General features: G+C 66.7%; 20 protein-coding genes. 19 read left to right on the top strand and 1 reads right to left on the bottom strand.

Translation table 11 applies throughout. The features are described from left to right. Window positions 1–113: 113 nt before the first annotated feature. Window positions 114–1,508: an SdrD B-like domain-containing protein gene (locus ACFV15_RS20975; protein ID WP_378352163.1), complete on the bottom strand. Its 1,395-nt coding sequence runs from the start codon at window positions 1,506–1,508 to the stop codon at window positions 114–116. A gap of 185 nt (window positions 1,509–1,693) precedes the next feature. On the opposite strand from ACFV15_RS20975, the gene ACFV15_RS20970 reads away from it, so the two are divergent. From ACFV15_RS20970 to dprA, 19 genes are all read left to right on the top strand, one after another. Beyond that, window positions 1,694–3,451, top strand: coding sequence for a hypothetical protein (locus ACFV15_RS20970; RefSeq protein WP_378352162.1), 1,758 nt, complete (start codon window positions 1,694–1,696; stop codon window positions 3,449–3,451). A gap of 219 nt (window positions 3,452–3,670) precedes the next feature. Continuing rightward, entirely contained in the window at window positions 3,671–4,144 is a 474-nt protein-coding gene (locus ACFV15_RS20965; protein WP_378352161.1) for a hypothetical protein, read from the top strand. A 657-nt stretch (window positions 4,145–4,801) separates the two neighbouring features. After that, a complete protein-coding gene (locus tag ACFV15_RS20960) occupies window positions 4,802–5,173 on the top strand; it encodes a hypothetical protein (RefSeq protein WP_378352160.1) in 372 nt (123 codons plus the stop codon). A gap of 36 nt (window positions 5,174–5,209) precedes the next feature. Next, window positions 5,210–6,034 (top strand): Ku protein, encoded by an 825-nt coding sequence (locus tag ACFV15_RS20955; protein ID WP_378352159.1) that lies wholly within the window; start codon window positions 5,210–5,212, stop codon window positions 6,032–6,034. 248 nt (window positions 6,035–6,282) lie between these two features. Continuing rightward, window positions 6,283–7,815, top strand: coding sequence for a signal recognition particle protein (gene ffh, locus ACFV15_RS20950; protein WP_378352158.1), 1,533 nt, complete (start codon window positions 6,283–6,285; stop codon window positions 7,813–7,815). Continuing rightward, window positions 7,812–8,882: an amidohydrolase family protein gene (locus ACFV15_RS20945; RefSeq protein ID WP_378352157.1), complete on the top strand. Its 1,071-nt coding sequence runs from the start codon at window positions 7,812–7,814 to the stop codon at window positions 8,880–8,882. The genes ffh and ACFV15_RS20945 overlap by 4 nt, the downstream gene beginning before the upstream one ends. Before the next feature lie 40 nt (window positions 8,883–8,922). After that, complete coding sequence (locus tag ACFV15_RS20940; protein WP_378352156.1) at window positions 8,923–9,657, top strand: CPBP family intramembrane glutamic endopeptidase; 735 nt, start codon at window positions 8,923–8,925, stop codon at window positions 9,655–9,657. Between the two features lie 86 nt (window positions 9,658–9,743). Further along, window positions 9,744–10,475, top strand: coding sequence for a CPBP family intramembrane glutamic endopeptidase (locus tag ACFV15_RS20935; protein WP_378352166.1), 732 nt, complete (start codon window positions 9,744–9,746; stop codon window positions 10,473–10,475). A 170-nt stretch (window positions 10,476–10,645) separates the two neighbouring features. Continuing rightward, a complete protein-coding gene (rpsP, locus tag ACFV15_RS20930) occupies window positions 10,646–11,080 on the top strand; it encodes a 30S ribosomal protein S16 (RefSeq protein WP_378352155.1) in 435 nt (144 codons plus the stop codon). After that, window positions 11,077–11,316, top strand: a complete 240-nt coding sequence (locus ACFV15_RS20925) for an RNA-binding protein (protein WP_003103110.1) — start codon at window positions 11,077–11,079, stop codon at window positions 11,314–11,316. The genes rpsP and ACFV15_RS20925 overlap by 4 nt, the downstream gene beginning before the upstream one ends. A 20-nt stretch (window positions 11,317–11,336) precedes the next feature. Continuing rightward, window positions 11,337–11,846: a ribosome maturation factor RimM gene (gene rimM / locus ACFV15_RS20920; RefSeq protein WP_378352154.1), complete on the top strand. Its 510-nt coding sequence runs from the start codon at window positions 11,337–11,339 to the stop codon at window positions 11,844–11,846. Then, entirely contained in the window at window positions 11,847–12,593 is a 747-nt protein-coding gene (trmD, locus tag ACFV15_RS20915; RefSeq protein ID WP_378352153.1) for a tRNA (guanosine(37)-N1)-methyltransferase TrmD, read from the top strand. A gap of 154 nt (window positions 12,594–12,747) precedes the next feature. Next, a complete protein-coding gene (gene rplS / locus ACFV15_RS20910) occupies window positions 12,748–13,116 on the top strand; it encodes a 50S ribosomal protein L19 (protein WP_091297399.1) in 369 nt (122 codons plus the stop codon). Between the two features lie 31 nt (window positions 13,117–13,147). Then, the gene (lepB, locus tag ACFV15_RS20905; RefSeq protein ID WP_378352152.1) at window positions 13,148–14,071 is read left to right on the top strand and encodes a signal peptidase I; all 924 of its coding nucleotides are present in this window, start codon (window positions 13,148–13,150) and stop codon (window positions 14,069–14,071) included. A 58-nt stretch (window positions 14,072–14,129) separates the two neighbouring features. After that, window positions 14,130–14,897 carry a ribonuclease HII gene (locus ACFV15_RS20900; protein ID WP_378352151.1) on the top strand — a complete coding sequence of 256 codons (768 nt, stop codon included), beginning with the start codon at window positions 14,130–14,132 and terminating at the stop codon, window positions 14,895–14,897. Continuing rightward, window positions 14,894–15,217 (top strand): DUF2469 domain-containing protein, encoded by a 324-nt coding sequence (locus ACFV15_RS20895; protein ID WP_091297407.1) that lies wholly within the window; start codon window positions 14,894–14,896, stop codon window positions 15,215–15,217. Before ACFV15_RS20900 ends, ACFV15_RS20895 begins: the two co-directional genes overlap by 4 nt. A gap of 165 nt (window positions 15,218–15,382) precedes the next feature. Further along, the gene (locus tag ACFV15_RS20890; protein ID WP_378352150.1) at window positions 15,383–15,751 is read left to right on the top strand and encodes a YraN family protein; all 369 of its coding nucleotides are present in this window, start codon (window positions 15,383–15,385) and stop codon (window positions 15,749–15,751) included. A gap of 1 nt (window position 15,752) precedes the next feature. Continuing rightward, the gene (locus tag ACFV15_RS20885) at window positions 15,753–17,264 is read left to right on the top strand and encodes a YifB family Mg chelatase-like AAA ATPase (protein WP_378352149.1); all 1,512 of its coding nucleotides are present in this window, start codon (window positions 15,753–15,755) and stop codon (window positions 17,262–17,264) included. Further along, window positions 17,261–18,394: a DNA-processing protein DprA gene (gene dprA, locus ACFV15_RS20880; RefSeq protein WP_378352148.1), complete on the top strand. Its 1,134-nt coding sequence runs from the start codon at window positions 17,261–17,263 to the stop codon at window positions 18,392–18,394. The genes ACFV15_RS20885 and dprA overlap by 4 nt, the downstream gene beginning before the upstream one ends. Window positions 18,395–18,520 lie beyond the last annotated feature (126 nt).

Below are 18,520 nucleotides of genomic sequence, written 5' to 3'. Positions count from 1 at the left end.
CACTGATAATTTCGTGGGCTGCGTCTGTTTTTTATACTAGACCGGCTTACGCGATGGGGTGCTGAACGGGGCTACCTGAGACGCGGCCCGGCTATTCGCGGGGCCGCGACTTGTCAGGCAGCTTTGTAGACCAGCGACCATTCCCAGGCGCAGCTTTGACAAGTGCCGGCCTGAATCTGGTAGGTGCTCGTATCCTCGGCAACCCAGCCGTCGACCTTCAGGGTGTACCGCCCGGCGGCCACAGCCGGGAAGACGACATGGCCTTCGGCATCGGTCGTCCCGGTCGCGACGACCTCATCGGCGTCGTCGACCAGCTCGACTGTGGTGTCCGCGATGGCCTCACCGGGATCTTGCCGCAGATCGTGGTCGTCGTCGTGGTAGATCCACCCGCTGGTGTCCCCAGGAGCGCCAGGAACCTTGCCCCACAAGGTAATGGCAGGGAACCCGTCCTCCTCGCCACCTTCGGGCCCAAAGTCGCAATCAACGACGAATCCGCCGTACTGGTTCGCGACCTGTGGAACCGTGCCGACCTCGGTGAAGGTGCGGCTTTCGCCGGGTGCGAGGTCGACCTTCGCGGGATATACCAGGTCGGCCCACGACTTCCAGCCTTCGATGCCTTGCTGGCTGCCTCCTGCTCGATCGCACCAGCCCTGGATCCCGAGTAGTGGCACTGCGCTGTCATTGGTGAGCGTGAAGGTGACGTGGGCCGTGTCACCGGGCGCGTAGACGTCGCGATCCAGAGAAACGTTGACATGCAAGGAGTCCGAGACTGGCCGCACGCTGCGAATGTTGACATCGGCGTCCTGATCGCTGTCGACATCGACGTAGAGATCCCCCTTGGCCAGTACCCAGCCATCGGGCAGATCGCGCACTGACAGCGAGTACCGTCGAGCGGGCATATCGGGGAAGGTGAACCAGCCATCCGAGTCCGTGATCGTCTGCTGCTGATCGGGCGCGAAAACGCTGACCTTCGCGTCGGCGAGCCCTTCTCCTTCGTCGAACTCCCGGTTCCCATTGCTGTCGCCGTAGACGACGCCGGTGATGGTCCCGCTCGTGGTGGTCGGGTCGACCATGGGAATAGTCAGGTCCGCGACCTGCTGGTAGCTCGTCGGGACATTGGTTTTGAATTTCACCTGTGGTGTGCCCTCCCAACGCCAGACATGCGCGATGAGCGTGAACGTCCGGGTCGCTCCGGCGTCGACGGTGACCCCGGGATCGGTCGGCCTGGTGTCCGCCAGGCCGTTCCAGTCGGTGACGATGATCGACGACCCGGTCAAAGTCGAAACGTCGGCTTTGACCCCGTGCATCGCCTGGTCGGTCTTGTTGGTGACCGTCAGCTTGATCTCAAATGGCTTGTCGACAAGCCGGGTCTCATCGCCGACCGAGGCCGTGAGCACGAGCTTGATCGGCGCGGCACTCGCGACCGGACTGGTGAGCGCACCGATGGTCAGCGCGGCGGCGACCACGGCGAAGAGCCGCGTCACCCCGCGCAGGGGTGTCTTGGACACGTGAATCCCCCTGGTGAAGGCGGGACGTGGGCGACCCCCGACGCACGCTTGCCGTCCCGCTCCTGGCGCAGTTGAAACTGCGATCTTCCCCAAGCTAGCCGACCCCGCTGGTGTGAGCCACCGCCTTTTGGCTGGTTGGTGACCTGCATCGTCGCTGGTCAGAGGTGGCGGCTAGATTCTTGCCCATGATGGGGGTCCGGTGGATTCAGCGGGTGCGGGTCGGCGCCTGGGTGCTGTTGTCGGTGTGCCTGGTGTGGTTGGCCATGAACGTGCGCTGGCTGATGGCCTATCGACGCGGGCAGCTGCTGGACATCGACGAAGCCGGCTACCTGGGCATGGCGCTCAACAACTATTACGCGGGCGGGCGTGACGGCCTGGACGGCTGGTTGCAGGCGGTCGGGTCCACCGGAATCCAAGCGCCGCTCATTCCGGCGCTGACGTCACTGCACATGTACGTCACCGGGCCGGTAGTAGTGACCTCCTTTCTGGTCCCGCTGTTGTCGGTGCTCGCGGTCGTGCTGCTCGGCTATTCGCTGGGTCACCGTCTTGGCGGCCCCAAGCTCGCTTGGCTGATGTTCGCGGTGCTCGCGTCCGCGCCGGCGTTCCTGATCGAGGCACGTGGCTACCATTTCGGCGCACCGGCCGCGGCGGTGACCACGGCGGCGCTGTACTTCCTGATCCGGTCGGAGGGACTCACGCGCATCGGATCATCGATCGCGTTCGGCGTCTTCCTCGGGCTCATGCCGTTGACCCGCACCATGACCGTCGCCTACGTAGCGGTGCTCCTCGCCACCGCGCTGGTGCAGGTCATCGCCGGCGCGGAGCGGCGGCGACGGCTGGTCAACCTGGGCGTGGCAGTCCTGGCCGCCGTCGCGGTGGCCAGCCTGTGGCTCATCCCGAACGGCAGTCTCGTGTTCAAGTACCTGACCGGTTTCGGGTATGGCAAACAGAGCGCCGAGTACGGTTCGCAAAGCGGCCTGGTCAACCCGGCCGCCTGGTTCTTCCGTTTCCACCAGCTGATCGGCGATCAGTACCTGCCGCACGGCCTCTTGTACGTCGCGGGAGCGATCGCGGCCATCGTGGTACTCGTCCGCCGCTTGAAATCGCTCCGGTTCCGCGCCTTCGTCCCTGCCGCCATCGGATCACCCGTCTTCCCCGCCGCGGCTCTGGTCATCGGCGGTTTCGCGGCGCTCATTTCTTCTCCCAACGCAGGCACGCAGTTCGAGCTTTGCCTGGTGCCAGCGTTGGCGTTGGTGGTGCTGTGGGGTTTGCTCCGATTGGGCGGCCGGATCACGAAGGCTTTGCCTGTCGCGGTCGGCGTCGTCGTCTTGATCGCGCTGGTCCCGCAACTCGACCTGCATTCGCCGACCGCGACCCCGCTCTGGTTCGATCTCCCGTTGTACGGCCACTTGCCGGTGACGGACGGGCGCGGCTCCATGCAGATCGCCGAGGGCAACGCGGCCGGAACTGACGCGGTCGAGCCGGTCGACGCCGAAACCGCCCGCCAATGGATCGAGGCTTCCGACTGGGCAGGCAAGCAGATCATCGCGAACAACGCCGTCCGCGGTGCTTCCGCATTCGGCTTCCGTGATCGCTTGTTCAACGTCAACACCGTGCAGCTGGCCGTTCTCCACGAGAAGGGTTACGGAGTGGCGATGCCCATGGTCAACCCCACCGACCTCGGCAACACCAGGCCCGATTACGAGAACTGGCTGACCCACGACCTGAAAAGCCTTTCGGGCGACGCCAGCAAAGCCTGCCTGCTGTTCACGGCCACCGGAACGATCAACGAGTTCACCCCTGCGGTCGACCCGCCAGGCATGCGCGAAGCAGCGGCTGCGACCGGCTTCACCCCGATCGCGGACCACAACCTGCCGAATGGCCGAGTCGTCACCCTCTGGCACCGTGACCAGCCGACATGCCGCCCTGAGCCGGTCGGCTAGGCCGGAGGGGCGCCCGCCACAATTGCGGTTGATGGTGCTTCCTTGGCAACCAAAGCACGGGGTAGCGATGACTTCAGCGGCGAAGCATTTTTCGAGGTCTGTCCGTTCTGCACTGGAAGCTGCTGGCTGGATGCAGATCCGAACCTATGATGTTTTCGGATTGGGTAAAGAGCTTGCCGATCAGGATTTTCGGATGTCCAAACTCGGGGAATCGATGAAATGTCAGGTCATGTAGAAATCGAATTTGAGTCAAGTCTCAAGCATGATGATGTCTTTTTGCCTCATCTTGGGTCGATCATCGAGGCACCTGGATGGGTGGTGCGAGAAAGGTGGATACTCGGAAATGTCTTGCTGACTGTCGGCGGGCAAGCCTACAAGACCGGTAAAGTCGCTCTAATCGATTTCGGCCTGTCGCTCCGATTTTCATTGGATGATCTGGCGGTGAGCAAGAAGGAGGACCTCGTCTTTGACGGGCAGGTTGAAATGTCGATGCATCTAACTGGCGACGACATTGCTATTCGCGGACATGATGGCCGAGTTGTTGGACATTGCAAACTTGCGGATCTTGTGAAATCCGCTTTCTTGTTTGTCCAGGATATTCTGAGTAAGTTGGTAGAGGTCGACTCCGACGTCCTCTTGAACGAGGCCGTAAAGAGTCTTTGTCGAGAATTCGATGCCCCTTCTTGGAAATAAAGGCTGAAGGTGTACGAAGACGAGATGGGATAATCTTGGAGGGTGAAGGTGAGATTCGTTGTCCGCGCGGATCGGCACATTGGGGTGGCTTTCGAGTCGACTGCGGCCGAGTGTGCGCTGGAACCAGGCAGGCCCATCGTTTTGGAATGGTTTGAGGGCCGAGGCGACGGCATGGTGTCGATTGAATCCGAAACCTTCGTCGTGGCTGCCCCGAGCTGTGGTACAGCAGGGCGTGGGATGCTGACGGCATGGAGATCTACAACGGCTCTGAATCAGGACTGGATGCACGCTAATCCCGGTGGAGCGACCGGAGGGATCTCTTTTTGTGTGCGGAGTCTAATTCGTTGTGGCCTCGCAGACAGGATGCGACACCTCGTGACAAGCGTCCGACGACTCGGTAACCGGCTCAGTTCTGTGCTGCCCGTGTTCTGCAGGTTTGGCGCATCGTCAAGCGACGGTTCGGTCCTATGCTGGCGAAAGATTGGCGCAAGGCTTCAGAGATTTACTTGGTGTAATGTTCGCGCGGCCTTTTGTAGCGTCAAGAAGGCGGCGCGGCAGACTGGTCCGATGTCATTCGGTGTGTTGCCACGACCGGACGTCGCGAGCCTGGCACGATGTGGGCCGAAACGGTCGGTCAGGCATCGGGGCGGTGATCAGGTGGTACGCGCAAGCGAGCCAATCCTGCCCGCCACCGTGGTCTCGACCCATCTCGCCGCAAGTGCCGCTGAGCTGGCCAAATGCGCCGAGTCGCCCCAGGACTTCGGCAACCCCGAGGACGTCGCCAAGGTCATCGCCCAGGTCCTCGAAGCCCAGCGAGCCATCTCCAGGGCACTCGGCGGCCTCGCCGTCCGCATGGACGCCGCCAAGACGACCGCGCTCGCCGAAGCCCCGCCCGTCGAGGTCGAAGTCCTCGCCGAGGTCCTCCGAGCGGCCGCGGAGGCCGTCCACTATTCGGGCGAAGCCCTCGCCGAAGCAGGGCCGTCCTTCGAAAGCGTGATCGCGACGGTCTCGTCCAACACCCGTTTGTAGCAGCCCGGATTCGAACACCTGAGCTAAGCTGGGTTCATGCGAGCGGTGTGGAGGGGAACGATCGGCTACGGGGCATTCGCCATCCCCGTCAAGGTCTACGGCGCCACCGAGGAGAACAGCGTCCCGCTCAACCAGGTCCACAAGACCGACGGCGGCCGGATCAAGTTCCGCAAGGTCTGCGAGCTCGACAACGAAGAGGTCCCGCTCGAGGACATCGCCAAGGGCTACCAGGTCCCCGGCGGCGACGTCGTCATGCTCACCGAGGACGACTTCGCGAGCCTTCCGCTCCCGAACGCCGAGACCATCGAGATCCGCTCGTTCGTGCCGCTCGACCAGATCGACCCGATCTACTTCACCAAGAGCTACTACCTCGAACCCGAGCCGCGGGGCACCAAGCCCTACGTCCTGCTCGTCGAGGCGCTCAAGGAGTCCGGCAAGGTCGGCATCGTGAGGGTCGCGCTCCGGCAGAAGGAGACGCTCGGCGCGCTTCGCGTCTATGACCAGACGCTCCTGCTCGACACCATGCTCTGGCCCGACGAGATCCGCACCCCCGACTTCCCGTTCCAGTACGAGGACATCACCATCACCCGTGGCGAGGTCAGGGCCGCGGTCGCTCTCATCGACGAGCTCGCCTGCGACTTCGAACCGCGCGACTACGCCGACAGCTATCGCGAAGCCCTCGAGACGCTCATCCAGGCCAAGATCGAGGGCAGCGACCTGGTCCAGCCGACTGAGGGCGTCCAGGAAGCCGGTGTCGACGCGCTGCTCGCCTCGCTGCGTAACAGCCTGCTAGCCGCAGACAAGGCCAAGGCGGCCGCGCAGGCCGCGAAGCGTGCCGGGCAGAAGACGCCGCAAACCTGAGTAGATCTACCCACGGCCATCCAGGGGACATCACGCTCCCGTAACGCCCCGCGCCCAGGCAGGCTTCACCCCATCGCAAGGCGGGATCGCCCGGTACTGGGGGTCTGGCGAACAGGCCGGCGATTGGCCTTCGAGGGGTGGGCCATCCGTAAGGGTTCCGAGGTCGCGCGTGGGGAGCGTGCGGCCTCGGAACCCGTATGCGACTACCCTCGGGGCTAAGCACCGACGACCCAGCTGGAGCAGACCTCGTGTTCGACACCCTCTCCGATCGGCTCACTTCTGCGCTGCAGACACTGACGCGCAAGGGCAAGCTGTCCGACGCGGACATCGACGCGACCGCGCGTGAGATCAGGATCGCGCTGCTCGAAGCCGATGTCGCGCTCGCCGTGGTGAAGGATTTCATCGCGAAGGTCAAGCAGCGGGCGAAGGGCGCCGAGGTCTCCGCCGCGCTGAATCCCGCGCAGCAGGTCATCAAGATCGTCAACGAAGAGCTCGTCACCATTCTCGGTGGTGAGACGCGACGGCTGAACCTTGCGAAGAACCCGCCGACCGTCATCATGCTGGCCGGTCTCCAGGGTGCTGGTAAGACGACGCTCGCCGGCAAGCTGGCCATGCACCTTAAGAAGCAGGGACACGCTCCGCTGCTCGTGGCGTGTGACCTTCAGCGTCCTAACGCTGTCACGCAGCTGCAGGTCGTGGGTGAGCGCGCTGGCGTCGTGACCTTCGCGCCGGAGCCGGGCAATGGCGTCGGCGACCCTGTGGACGTCGCGCGTCGCGCGATCGCGGAGGCGAAGCACGCGCAGCACGACATCGTGCTTGTCGACACCGCTGGCCGTCTCGGCGTCGACGAAGAGCTTATGAAGCAGGCCGCGGACATCCGCGACGCCGTCACGCCGGACGAGATCCTCTTCGTCGTCGACGCGATGATCGGTCAGGACGCGGTCAACACCGCGCAGGCCTTCCGTGACGGTGTCGGCTTCACCGGTGTTGTGCTCACCAAGCTCGACGGTGACGCCCGCGGTGGTGCGGCGCTCTCCGTCCGGCAGGTCACGGGCCAGCCGATCCTCTTCGCCTCCAATGGCGAGAAGCTCGAAGACTTCGACATCTTCCACCCCGACCGGATGGCCAGCCGCATCCTCGGCATGGGTGACGTCCTGTCGCTCATCGAGCAGGCCGAGCAGGCGTTCGACGAGGACCAGGCGCAGGCGGCCGCGCAGAAGCTGACCAGTGGCCAGCTCACGCTCGAAGACTTCCTGGAGCAGATGCTCGCGGTCCGCAAGATGGGCCCGATCGGCAACCTGCTCGGCATGCTGCCCGGCGCCGGGCAGATGAAGGACCAGCTCGCGCAGGTCGACGACAAACACCTCGACCGGCTGCAGGCGATCATCCGCGGCATGACCCCTGCCGAGCGGGCCGACCCGAAGATCATCAACGGTTCGCGGCGGCTGCGGATCGCGAACGGCTCCGGTGTGGCCGTGCGTGAGGTGAACGACCTGGTCAACCGGTTCTACGAGGCGCGCAAGATGATGGCGCAGATGGCCGGGCGCTTCGGTTTCGGCGGCGGTGGCGGCAGCAAGAGCCGCAAGGGCAAGAAGGGTAAGAAGGGCGGGCGTGGCCCGACCCAGCCCAAGATGCGCGGCGGCTTCCCTGGCGGCATGCCGATGCTGCCCCCGGGCGCGATGCCTCCCGGCGGGATGCCCGACCTGGGCGCTCTCGGTGGCGGAATGAACGATGTGCCGGGCTTCGACCCGTCGAAGTTCAAGCTGCCGCCGCAGAAATGACCGCGCTGCACCTGCGCGGGGTCGTGCTGCCGGATGATGAGCGGCGCGACCTGTGGGTCGAAAACGGCCGGATCTCCAGCGAACCGGTGCCCGGCGCGGAAACCATCGAGGGCTTTCTGGTGCCCGGGCTGGTCGATGCGCATTGCCACCCCGGGCTCAGCGCGACCGGTGCCACCTCGCTGGAGGAGGCGGCCGAGCAGGCCAAGACCGACCGCGACGCCGGCACGCTGCTGATCCGCGACTGCGGCCTCCCGCTCGACGTCCGGCCCTTGCAAGCGCGCGGCGACCTGCCTCGGATCATCCGCGCCGGTCAGCATCTCGCGCTGACCAAGCGCTACATCCCCGGCTTCGGCATCGAGCTCGACGACCCCGAGCAGCTGCCCGCCGCCGTCGCGGAGCAGGCGAAGAACAGCGACGGCTGGGTCAAGCTCGTCGGCGACTGGATCGACCGCGGTGTCGGCGATCTCGCGCCGCTCTGGCCGGACGACGTCCTCGGCGAGGCGATCAAGGTCGCCCACGACGCGGGCGCCAAGGTCACCGCGCATGTGTTCGGCGAGCACGCGCTCGACGGCCTGCTCAACGCCGGAATCGACTGCCTTGAGCACGGCACCGGCCTCTCGCCGGATCAGCTCGATGGGATGGCGAAGAACAACGTCGCACTCGTGCCGACGCTGATCAACATCGACAACTTCCCTGGCATCGCTGACAAAGCCACGCGTTTCCCGACCTACGCAGACCACATGCGCGCGCTGCACGCGGGCGTAGGGGAGATGGTCGCCAACGCGATCGAGGTCGGCGTCGCCGTCTACGCGGGCAGCGACGCGGGCGGGATGGTCGAGCACGGCCGTCTCGTCGACGAGATCGAGGCGCTGCACCGCGCGGGCATGACCGCCGAGCAGGCGCTGGGCTCGGCCTCGTGGGCCGCCCGTGAGTGGCTCGGCTATCAAGGCATCGTCGACGGTGCGCACGCTGACCTGCTGGTCTACGCCACGGACCCGCGCGAAGACCTCGCGGTCCTGCGGCATCCCACGCACATCATTTTGCGTGGCGTCGTATGTGGCACCTGACGCAGCGCGGCGCGGCCCGGTGACCTAGCGTAGGAGTGTGGTGGACCGAGAGCCAGATCAGGACGTCCGTGCCGGACTCGTGCTCGGTGCTCACTGGGGCTTTCTCGCCTTCTTCATCGGCATCGGCGGCTACCACCTCGCCAACCTGCTGATCGCGGTCTTCTTCTCCGGTCACTTCGGCGGATTCGATCAGCTGGAACTCCACGATGTCGGCCCGCTGCTGCTGGTCGCTTTCGTGCCGAACCTGTTGCTGGGCCTCGGTCCGCTGATCGGGTCCAAGCTCTGGGGACTCGGCCTGCGTGTCGAGTTCGGGACGATGAGCCTGCGCGACATCAAGGTCGGCTTGGCCTGCGGCGGTTTCGCGTTGCTGGCCGGGTACCTGTCCAACCTGGTGCTGATCGCGGTCTACGGCACCGAGCGTGCTTCGGAGAATCCGCTTACCGACTTCTCAAGCGAGCTGGGCGGCTCAAGGCTTTGGCTGGTGCTGGCCGCGCTGATCGTCGTGCTGGCCGCGCCGCTCACCGAAGAGCTGCTGGTGCGCGGCGCGCTCTGGTCGGCGCTCGACCGCTACAAGATCCCGCAATGGGTGACACTGGTGCTGACCGCGATCGTCTTCGCGCATCTGCACGGCGAGCCGACGCGCACGATCGCCCTGTTCGCGCAGGGCATCATGATCGGACTCGCCCGCTACTTCACCGGCAACGTCAGCGCGAGCGTCGTCGCGCATGCCGCCAACAACCTCCCACCGGCGCTGTTGCTGCTCGGTGGTAACTGACCGGGCACGCACAGCGGCGCTAGGCTCACTTCAACCCACACCACGGAGGATCGGCTGTGACAGCTCAAGAGCCGGCTCCGCTGGTCATGGACGAGGAGCCGCCGAGACCGCCTCGCTGGGGATTCGGTGCCTTCCTGCTCGTCGAAGCCGTACTGCTGGCGTCGGCCGCCTTCGTCGGCGTGCTGCTCGGTGACAGGCCGTCCGGCCAGCCGATCCCGGTGCGCGACGTGCTCATCGGCACGGCGGCCCCGACCATGACGGCCGCGGCGGTGGCGCTGCTGGTCACCAGGCTCAGGGGCAACGGCCCGGTCGCCGACCTGCGCCTGGCCTGGCGCTGGGCCGACGTGCGCACCGGGCTGAAGTTCGGGGTGCTCGGCCTGGTACTGACGTCGATCGGCGCCTACGTGTGGACCCAGCTCGTCGGCGACCGGAACGCGACCTCCGCCATCAGCGCGCTGGTCGGGGACCAGAAGATGTCCGTTTCGGCCGCGGTCGCGATGTTCCTCTACCTCTGGCTGCTCGGCCCGATCTGCGAGGAGATCATCTACCGCGGCCTGCTCTGGGGCGCGGTCGAACGCCTGCACTGGAGCAACGAGCGCGTCGGCAGGACGGCCGCGTTCGTGCTCTCGACGGCGGTGTTCGCGGCCAGCCATCTCGAACCGCTGCGCACCACACTGCTGATCGTGATCTCCATCCCGATCGGCCTCGCCAGGCTGGTCACCGGGCGCCTGCTCGGCAGCGTCGTCGCGCACCAGATGAACAACTTCCTGCCGGCGCTCGCGATCTTGCTGACCTCGCTCGGCATGGCCACCATCTAGCCTGGTGCGCAGGTCGCTGAGGCCATCTGGCAGAATGTTCCCTTGCTTGCCTCGGCCGGACCCTCTCACCGCGCCGGAGCTCCTGACCTCAGGGTGCCCAGATCCGTATCCCCACACGGACCGCCGGGCGTCCCACCTTGCAGCGAGAGAACTGAGGAGTACCCACACCCGTGGCCGTCAAGATCAAGCTTCAGCGCCTTGGCAAGATCCGTGCGCCGTACTACCGGATCATCGTCGCCGACGCGCGTACCCGTCGTGATGGCAAGGCCATCGAGACGATCGGCAAGTACCACCCGAAGGAGGAGCCCTCCTTCATCGAGGTCGACACCGAGCGGGCGCAGCACTGGCTGAAGGTCGGCGCGCAGCCCACCGAGCCGGTCCAGCGCATCCTCGAGATCACCGGTGACTGGCAGAAGTTCAAGGGCCTCCCGGGCACCGAGGGCACGCTGAAGGTCGCGGAGCCGAAGCCGTCCAAGCAGGACCTCTTCAACGCCGCGCTCGCCGCCGCCGGTGACACCGCTTCGAACGAGGCCACCACGCCGAAGGCGAAGAAGGCCCCGAAGAAGACCGAAGACAAGGCTGAGGGCGAGAAGGCCGAAGCGTGAGCTTCCTCGCCGACTCCCTCGAACACCTTGTTCGCGGCATCGTCGACAACCCGGACGAGGTGAGGGTGGAGCTGTTGACCACCCGCCGCGGCCGGACCCTCGAGGTGCACGTGCACCCCGACGACCTCGGCAAGGTGATCGGTCGCGGCGGTCGTACCGCGACCGCTCTGCGCACGGTCATGGGCGGCATCGGTGGCCGGGGCGTCCGCGTGGACGTCGTCGACACCGACCGCTGATCAGAACAGGGCAGAACACAGTGCAGGTCGTAGTGGGCAGGGTCGCGAAGGCGCACGGCATCAACGGTGAACTCGCCGTCGACGTGCACACCGACTCTCCCGATCAGCGCTTCGCCGTCGGCAAGACCATGACGTCGAAGCTGCGTGACGGCTCACACCGTGAACTCACCGTGGCAGCCGCCCGCTCACACAGCGGGCGGCTGCTCGTGCGTTTCACGGAGGTCGTGACCAGGGACGTGGCGGAGACCCTCCGGGGCGCGCTGCTGCTCGGGGACACGGCGGACCTCGCGCCGACCGGGGACCCGGACGAGTTCTACGACCACGAACTCGAAGGGCTCCGCGCCGAACTGCTCGACGGCACCGTCGTCGGCAAGGTGATCGAGGTCCTGCATTCGGCTGCGGGCGAGCTGCTCTCGCTCGATCGCGACGGCGAGACGGTGCTCGTGCCGTTCGTGCGCGCGATCGTGCCGACCGTCGACATCGCCGGCGGCCGGGTAGTGCTCGACCCGCCTGAAGGATTGCTGGACTAAGTGCGTATCGACGTCGTCACGATCTTCCCCGAGTACCTCGACCCGCTGCGGGCCGCGCTGCTCGGCAGGGCGATCGAACGCGGGCTCATCGAGATCGGCGTGCGCGATCTGCGTGATTGGACGCAGGACGTGCACCGCGCCGTCGACGACGCGCCCTATGGCGGTGGCCCGGGCATGGTCATGAAGCCGCAGATCTGGGGCCCCGCGCTCGACGAGGTCTGCGGTGAGAAGACCAGGCTCGTCGTGCCGACGCCTGCCGGCCGCCCGTTCACCCAGGCCATGGCGCACGAGTTCGCCGCGGAAGAGCACCTGGTGTTCGCCTGCGGCCGCTACGAGGGCATCGACCAGCGGGTGATCGACGACGCCGCGCGCCGGATGCCGGTCGACGAGGTGTCGATCGGCGACTACGTGCTGGTCGGCGGCGAGGCAGCGGTGCTGGTGATGGTCGAGGCCATCGTCCGGCTGCTGCCCGGCGTGCTCGGCAACAAGCTCTCGGCCGAGCAGGACTCGTTCTCGGACGGCTTGCTCGAAGGCCCCAGCTACACCCGGCCCGAGGTGTGGCGTGAGCTGGCCGTTCCGGACGTCCTGCGTTCGGGAAACCACGCGCTGGTGAACCGCTGGCGCCGTGATCGGTCACTGGAACGGACCGTCGAGCGCCGCCCCGAGCTCATCGGCCAGTTGCCCGAGGGTAGTCTCGACAAACACGATCTCCAGCTTCTCGAGCGTCTTCGCGAGGCATCGGAGTAGGCCCCATGCAGGGGTCGGGTAGCTATCTGTAATACTTGACCGGTTGGCGTGAGCAGGCCTTCCGCCGACCACAGCCCCCGGGTTCGAGCGCAGTTCAATCCGCGCGCGCCCGGAAGTACGCAAGCCACACTGAAATGACGAGGACGGACCACCGATGAACACCCTGGACGCACTGGACGCGCACTCGCTGCGTTCCGACATCCCGGACTTTCGCCCCGGCGACACGCTGAAGGTTCACGTCCGCGTCATCGAGGGCAACCGTGAGCGGAACCAGATCTTCCAGGGCGTCGTGATCCGCCGCCAGAACGGTGGCATCCGCGAGACCTTCACCGTGCGTAAGGTCTCGTTCGGTGTCGGCGTGGAGCGCACCTTCCCGGTGCACTCGCCGAACATCGCCCAGATCGAGGTGCACAAGCGCGGCGACGTGCGTCGCGCCAAGCTGTACTACCTCCGCGACCTGCGCGGCAAGGCGGCCAAGATCAAGGAACGCCGCGAAAACCGCGAGACGACCTCCGCTTCCTAAGCCTTTACGCGGAGAACGGTAGCCTGGCGACGTGGTCGAACCCGTGCCCCAGAACGCCGCTGAAGACGATGCAGAGCGTCCGGAAGAGGAGCCTTCCTCTTCCGGACGCCGCTCTTCTCACCGGCGTGGCAAAACCAGCAAGAAGCGCTCGTTCTGGAAAGAGCTGCCGATCCTGATCGTCGTCGCACTCGTGCTGACGATCCTGATCCAGCAGTTCCTCGCCAAGGTCTTCATGATCCCCTCGGGGTCGATGGAGTCCACGTTGCACGGGTGCACCGGCTGCTTCGGCGACCGGGTGCTGGTGGACCGGGTGGTGTACGACTTCACCGACCCGAGCCCCGGCGATGTGATCGTCTTCAAGGGCCCGGAATCGTGGAACCACGCGGAGATCACCTCCGAGGAGTCCAGCAACATCATCGTCAAGGGCCTGCGCGGGCTCGGTTCGCTGATCGGTTTCGCGCCCCCGGACGAGCGTGACTTCGTCAAGCGCGTGATCGCCGTCGGCGGCCAGACCGTCCAGTGCTGCGATGCCCGCAACCGGGTGATCGTGGACGGCAAAGCACTCGACGAGCCGTACATCCACTGGGAAAGCCCGGAGAAGCAGACGCAGGATCCCTTCGAGCCCGTCAAGGTTCCCGAAGGCAGGCTCTGGGTGATGGGCGACAACCGCAACGCCTCCGGTGACTCGCGTTACCAGGGTGGCGGCGGTCCGAACGCGACCATCCCGCTCGACAACGTGATCGGCAAGGCCCGGATCATCGTGCTCCCGCCGTCCCGCTGGGGTGGCGTGACCGACCACAACCCGCAGGAATCCGCGCAGCCCGCGGCCCTGTCCGCGCCGGCGTGGCAGCAGGGCATCCCGCTGGGTGTCGGCACCGCGGCCGCGTTCCCGGTGGTGTTCTTCGGCCGCCGACTGTCCGCCGGCCTGCGAAAGTCGGTCAAGCGAAAGCGTTAGAGCGTTGACACTGTGTGTTTCCCGGGAGCCGTCAGCCCCTCTGCGACCGCCGCGCGCGGTGGTCAGGGGCGACGGCTTCTGGGGTCTTCAGGCCGCACTCGACCGGCGTGACCTCGGCCCCGTCGCCGGTGTCGACGAGGCAGGCCGTGGCGCCTGCGCCGGGCCGCTCGTGGTCGCCGCCTGCGTGCTCCGTGCCGGTGACGCCGCGCGGCTCCCGGAACTCACCGATTCCAAGCTGCTCACCGCGCTCGCGCGCGACCGGGTCTACGACCGGGTGCTGGCCAGGGCCTTGGACTACTCGATCGTCGTCATCGGCGCCGATGAGGTCGACGCGCTGGGCATCCACGTGACGAACATCGAGGGCATGCGCCGCGCGGTCCAAGGCCTCCGCCAGACGCCCGGGTACGTCCTCACCGACGGTTTCCGTGTGCCTGGTCTGCCGGCGCCGAGTGTCCCGGTGACCAAGGGCGACCGGGCGGTGGCCTGCATCGCGGCCGCGTCGGTGCTCGCGAAGGTGACCAGGGACCGGATCATGGCCGGGCTGCACGAAGAGCACCCGGATTACGGCTTCGACGTGCACAAGGGCTACAGCACCGCCGAGCACACGGCCGCGCTCGCGAAGCACGGCCCGAGCAAGGTGCACCGGTGGTCGTACACCAACGTGGCCACGGTGGCGGCCGCTTTGGGTCATACTCCTCCGCATCAGGTGATGCTGACCGTTGCGGCATTGGAGTCGATGGGTGCGGCGGTGAGTGCCACCGATACCTCGGTAGGCAAGAATGAACGCTTCGCCGTTGAATCCCGAGGAGGGGCGCAGACTTCATGAGCGCAGAGGATCTCGAGAAGTACGAGACCGAGATGGAGCTGTCGCTGTACCGCGAGTACCGCGACATCGTCAGCCAGTTCTCGTACGTGGTGGAGACCGAAAGGCGCTTCTACCTGGCCAATGCCGTGGACGTGCAGGTGCGCGACGGCGGCGGCGAGGTCTATTTCGAGGTGCGGATGTCGGACGCCTGGGTATGGGACATGTATCGCCCCGCCCGGTTCGTGAAGCATGTCCGGGTCATCACGTTCAAGGACGTGAACGTCGAGGAGCTCGATAAGCCTGACCTGCGGCTTCCTGAGGACGGGCCGTTCTCGGGCTGACCTAGCACAGACCTCTGACACTTTTCGGCTCGCCGCGGCCCCCGGCGGCCGAGTTATCCACATCGCCCCACTTATCCACAGGTCCGGGAACTGGATCTGGTGTGACGGCTTGTCACCCTGGCAGCGTTGATCGCGTACCCACCGTGATGGCCGAAGGGGATGACGATGACGAACACACTGACGCGGCGCCAGCAACTGGGCAGGTTCGGCGAAGACCTGGCCGCGAGGCATCTGGAGAACTCCGGATTCATCGTGCTCGAACGGAACTGGCGCAGCCGGTCCGGCGAGCTGGACATCGTGGCGACCGATCGCACGATGCTGCTGGTCTGTGAGGTCAAGACCAGAGCGGGCGCGGGTACCGGGCCGCCAGAGGCGGCGGTGACCGACGAGAAGGCGTACCGCATCAGGCGGCTCGCCTACGAGTGGCTCGCCGAGCACCGGATGGACTGGACACCGATCCGGTTCGACGTGATCGCCGTGTTCGCGCCGCCTGGGGAGCAGCCGCGCCTCAAGCACATCGCGGGGGCGTTTTGAGATGCCCATCGCGAAGGCGTGGTCCGTCGCCCTGCTCGGTATCGAGGGCCGGATCGTCGAAATCGAAGCCGATATCGGTGGCGGGCTGCCGGGCATCAAGCTCGTCGGCCTGCCGGACGCCGGGTTGCGTGAGGCCAAGGACCGGGTCCGCTCGGCCGTCCGCAACTCCAAGCAATCGTGGCCGGATGGCAAGGTCACGCTCGGGTTGTCGCCCGCGAACCTGCCGAAGGTCGGGTCCGGCTACGACCTCGGGATAGCCGCCGCGGTGCTCGCCGCGTCCGGCGTGGTCCCGTCGACGAGGCTGGTCCGCAGCGTCCTGCTCGGCGAGCTGGCGCTGGACGGCCGGGTCCGGCCGGTACGCGGCGTGCTGCCGGGACTGCTGGCGGCGCGTGCCGCCGGGATGAGACGCGCGGTGGTTCCCGTGGAGTCGCTGATCGAGGCCGCGCTCGTGGACGGGCTCGAAATCCGGGGCGCGGCGCGGTTGCGTGATCTCGTGGCGTGGCTCAGGAACGAGGCCGACCTGGTGGAGCCTCCGCCGCCTGCTCCGCCCGAGCCTGCCGAGGTCCCTGATCTGGCGGACGTGATCGGCCAGCCCGAAGCACGCTGGGCGCTCGAGGTCGCGGCCGCGGGCGGTCACCACCTGCTGATGACCGGGCCGCCGGGCGTCGGCAAGACCATGCTGGCCAAACGCCTGCCAGGATTGCTGCCGCCGCTGACGCACGAGGAATCGCTGGAAGTCACGGCGGTGCATTCGATCGACGGCTCGCTGGCCACCGGATCGCCTTTGGTGACGGTGCCGCCGTTCGTCGCGCCGCATCACTCGATCTCGGTCGCCGCCCTCATCGGCGGCGGTAGCGGATTGGCGGTGCCGGGCGCCATCAGCAAGGCGCATCGCGGAATCCTGCTCTTGGACGAAGTCTGCGAATTCCCGTCCGATCGGCTCGAATCATTGCGCACCATTCTGGAAGACGGCGAGGTGCGTATCGGCCGGATTCGCGGTGTGGTCCGGTATCCGGCACGGTTTCAATTGGTACTGGCGACCAACCCTTGTCCTTGCGCGCCACCGAAAGAATCGGACTGTTCGTGTTCGGCGACGGCCAGGCGCAGGTATCTGGGCCGGTTGTCGGGGCCACTGCTCGATCGGGTCGATCTCCGCACCAAGCTGCGGCCGATGACGGCGATGAGCGCCCATGACGTGGGTGATACGGAGTCGACGGCCGTGGTCCGGACCAGGGTCATCGAGGCGCGGCAGCGGGCCGCGGCGCGCTGGGCCGAGCATGGCTGGCAGTCCAATGCCGAGGTTCCTGGACCGGCGCTCCGGCGTGAATTCTCCTTGCCTGCCAAAGCGACGGCGTTGCTCGACCGTGGTCTGGACCGGGGTCTGCTCACCGCCCGAGGCGCGGATCGCTGCCTGCGGATCGCGTGGACGCTCGCCGACCTGGCGGGTGCGGCGCGGCCCGACGAGGACGAGGTGGCCGCCGCGCTGGACTTCCGCGAGAGGCAGGCGGCATGAGCGTCTTGGAAGATCAGCGGCTGGCCAGGGCGTACTTGGTGCGTGTCGCGGAGCCGCCGGCCACCGGACTCGTCTCGTTCGTCGGTGAACTCGGTCCGGTCGACGCGGCCGATCGGGTCCGCGCCAGGGACTGCCCTGAGCGGGTCTGGCAGGAGACCTCGGCTCGCGCGGGCTATGACCTGGCCGAGCAGGATCTGACCGAGGCCGAACGGCTCGGTGCCAGGCTCGTGATCCCGGAGGACGATGAGTGGCCGTCGTGGCCACTGCACTCGCTGACGCTGGCGCAAGGCAACGGCGTCCGTGAGGCGGTGCCGCCACTCGCGTTGTGGGTGCGCGGCGAGCGCCCGCTCGACGAGGCCGCGGACAACGCGGTCGCCATCGTCGGCGCGCGGGCGGCCACCGGATACGGCGAACACGTCGCATCGGAACTCGGCTACGGGCTGGCCTCGGCCGGCTTTCCGATCTTCTCGGGTGCCGCGTACGGCATCGACGGTGCCGCGCACCGAGGCGCGCTGGCGTCGGAGGGGTTCACCGTGGCCGTGCTGGGCTGCGCCTTGGACGCGGGCTATCCGGCAGGCCATGAGGGCTTGCTGAACCGCATCGCCGAAAGCGGCGCGGTCGTCAGCGAGTACCCCATGGGCACTTCGCCCGCGAAGCACCGGTTCCTCGTCCGCAACCGTCTCATCGCGGCCTTGACCGAGGGCACCATCGTTGTCGAAGCCGGCCAGCGCAGCGGTGCCCGGAACACCGCTGCCACGGCGGGCGCACTGGGCAAGGTGGTGATGGCGGTGCCGGGACCGGTCACGTCGGCCATGTCGGTCGGCTGCCATGACCTGATCCGGGAAGCCCACGCCACCTTGGTCACGTCGGTCCAAGACGTGGCGGGCACCGTCGGCAAGCTCACCGCCGACCGTCAGCCGAGGGCGAGCCCCCGGCGCCGGACGGACAGGCTGGGCCCCGAAGCCCTGCGTGTCCATGAGGCGCTGGCCCCGCGCCGGGCCAAATCCGTCCAGCATGTCGCGGCCGAATCGGGCGTGCCCGTGTCCCGCGTCCGCGCATTGCTGCCCGCGCTCGAAATCGATGGCTTCGCCGAGCATTCCGAAGCAGGCTGGAGGCGGCTTGATTCCTGAGTGAGCCTTGCTGCCAGGCATTTCCGGGTTTTCGACGGCGCTGGCGAAGAAGCGTGGGCTCGGAAGCGAGTCGCTCGCCGCCGGGTAAGCGGTCGGAGAGCGATCGATTTCGCCGCGGTGGCCTGG

The sequence above is a fragment of the Amycolatopsis sp. NPDC059657 genome (assembly GCF_042734395.1).
Classification (GTDB): domain Bacteria; phylum Actinomycetota; class Actinomycetes; order Mycobacteriales; family Pseudonocardiaceae; genus Amycolatopsis.
This window is presented reverse-complemented; position numbering and strand designations above follow the sequence as displayed.

Excerpts from the sequence above, each read along its gene's own strand:
- ACFV15_RS20885 (WP_378352149.1), top strand. The coding sequence starts at position 15,753 with ATGCCCATCGCGAAGGCGTGGTCCGTCGCCCTGCTCGGTATCGAGGGC.
- ACFV15_RS20935 (WP_378352166.1), top strand. The coding sequence starts at position 9,744 with ATGGACGAGGAGCCGCCGAGACCGCCTCGCTGGGGATTCGGTGCCTTC.
- rplS (WP_091297399.1), top strand. The coding sequence starts at position 12,748 with ATGAACACCCTGGACGCACTGGACGCGCACTCGCTGCGTTCCGACATC.
- ACFV15_RS20955 (WP_378352159.1), top strand. The coding sequence starts at position 5,210 with ATGCGAGCGGTGTGGAGGGGAACGATCGGCTACGGGGCATTCGCCATC.
- ACFV15_RS20945 (WP_378352157.1), top strand. The coding sequence starts at position 7,812 with ATGACCGCGCTGCACCTGCGCGGGGTCGTGCTGCCGGATGATGAGCGG.
- ACFV15_RS20895 (WP_091297407.1), top strand. The coding sequence starts at position 14,894 with ATGAGCGCAGAGGATCTCGAGAAGTACGAGACCGAGATGGAGCTGTCG.
- ACFV15_RS20965 (WP_378352161.1), top strand. The coding sequence starts at position 3,671 with ATGTCAGGTCATGTAGAAATCGAATTTGAGTCAAGTCTCAAGCATGAT.
- dprA (WP_378352148.1), top strand. The coding sequence starts at position 17,261 with ATGAGCGTCTTGGAAGATCAGCGGCTGGCCAGGGCGTACTTGGTGCGT.
- ACFV15_RS20890 (WP_378352150.1), top strand. The coding sequence starts at position 15,383 with ATGACGAACACACTGACGCGGCGCCAGCAACTGGGCAGGTTCGGCGAA.
- ACFV15_RS20970 (WP_378352162.1), top strand. The coding sequence starts at position 1,694 with ATGATGGGGGTCCGGTGGATTCAGCGGGTGCGGGTCGGCGCCTGGGTG.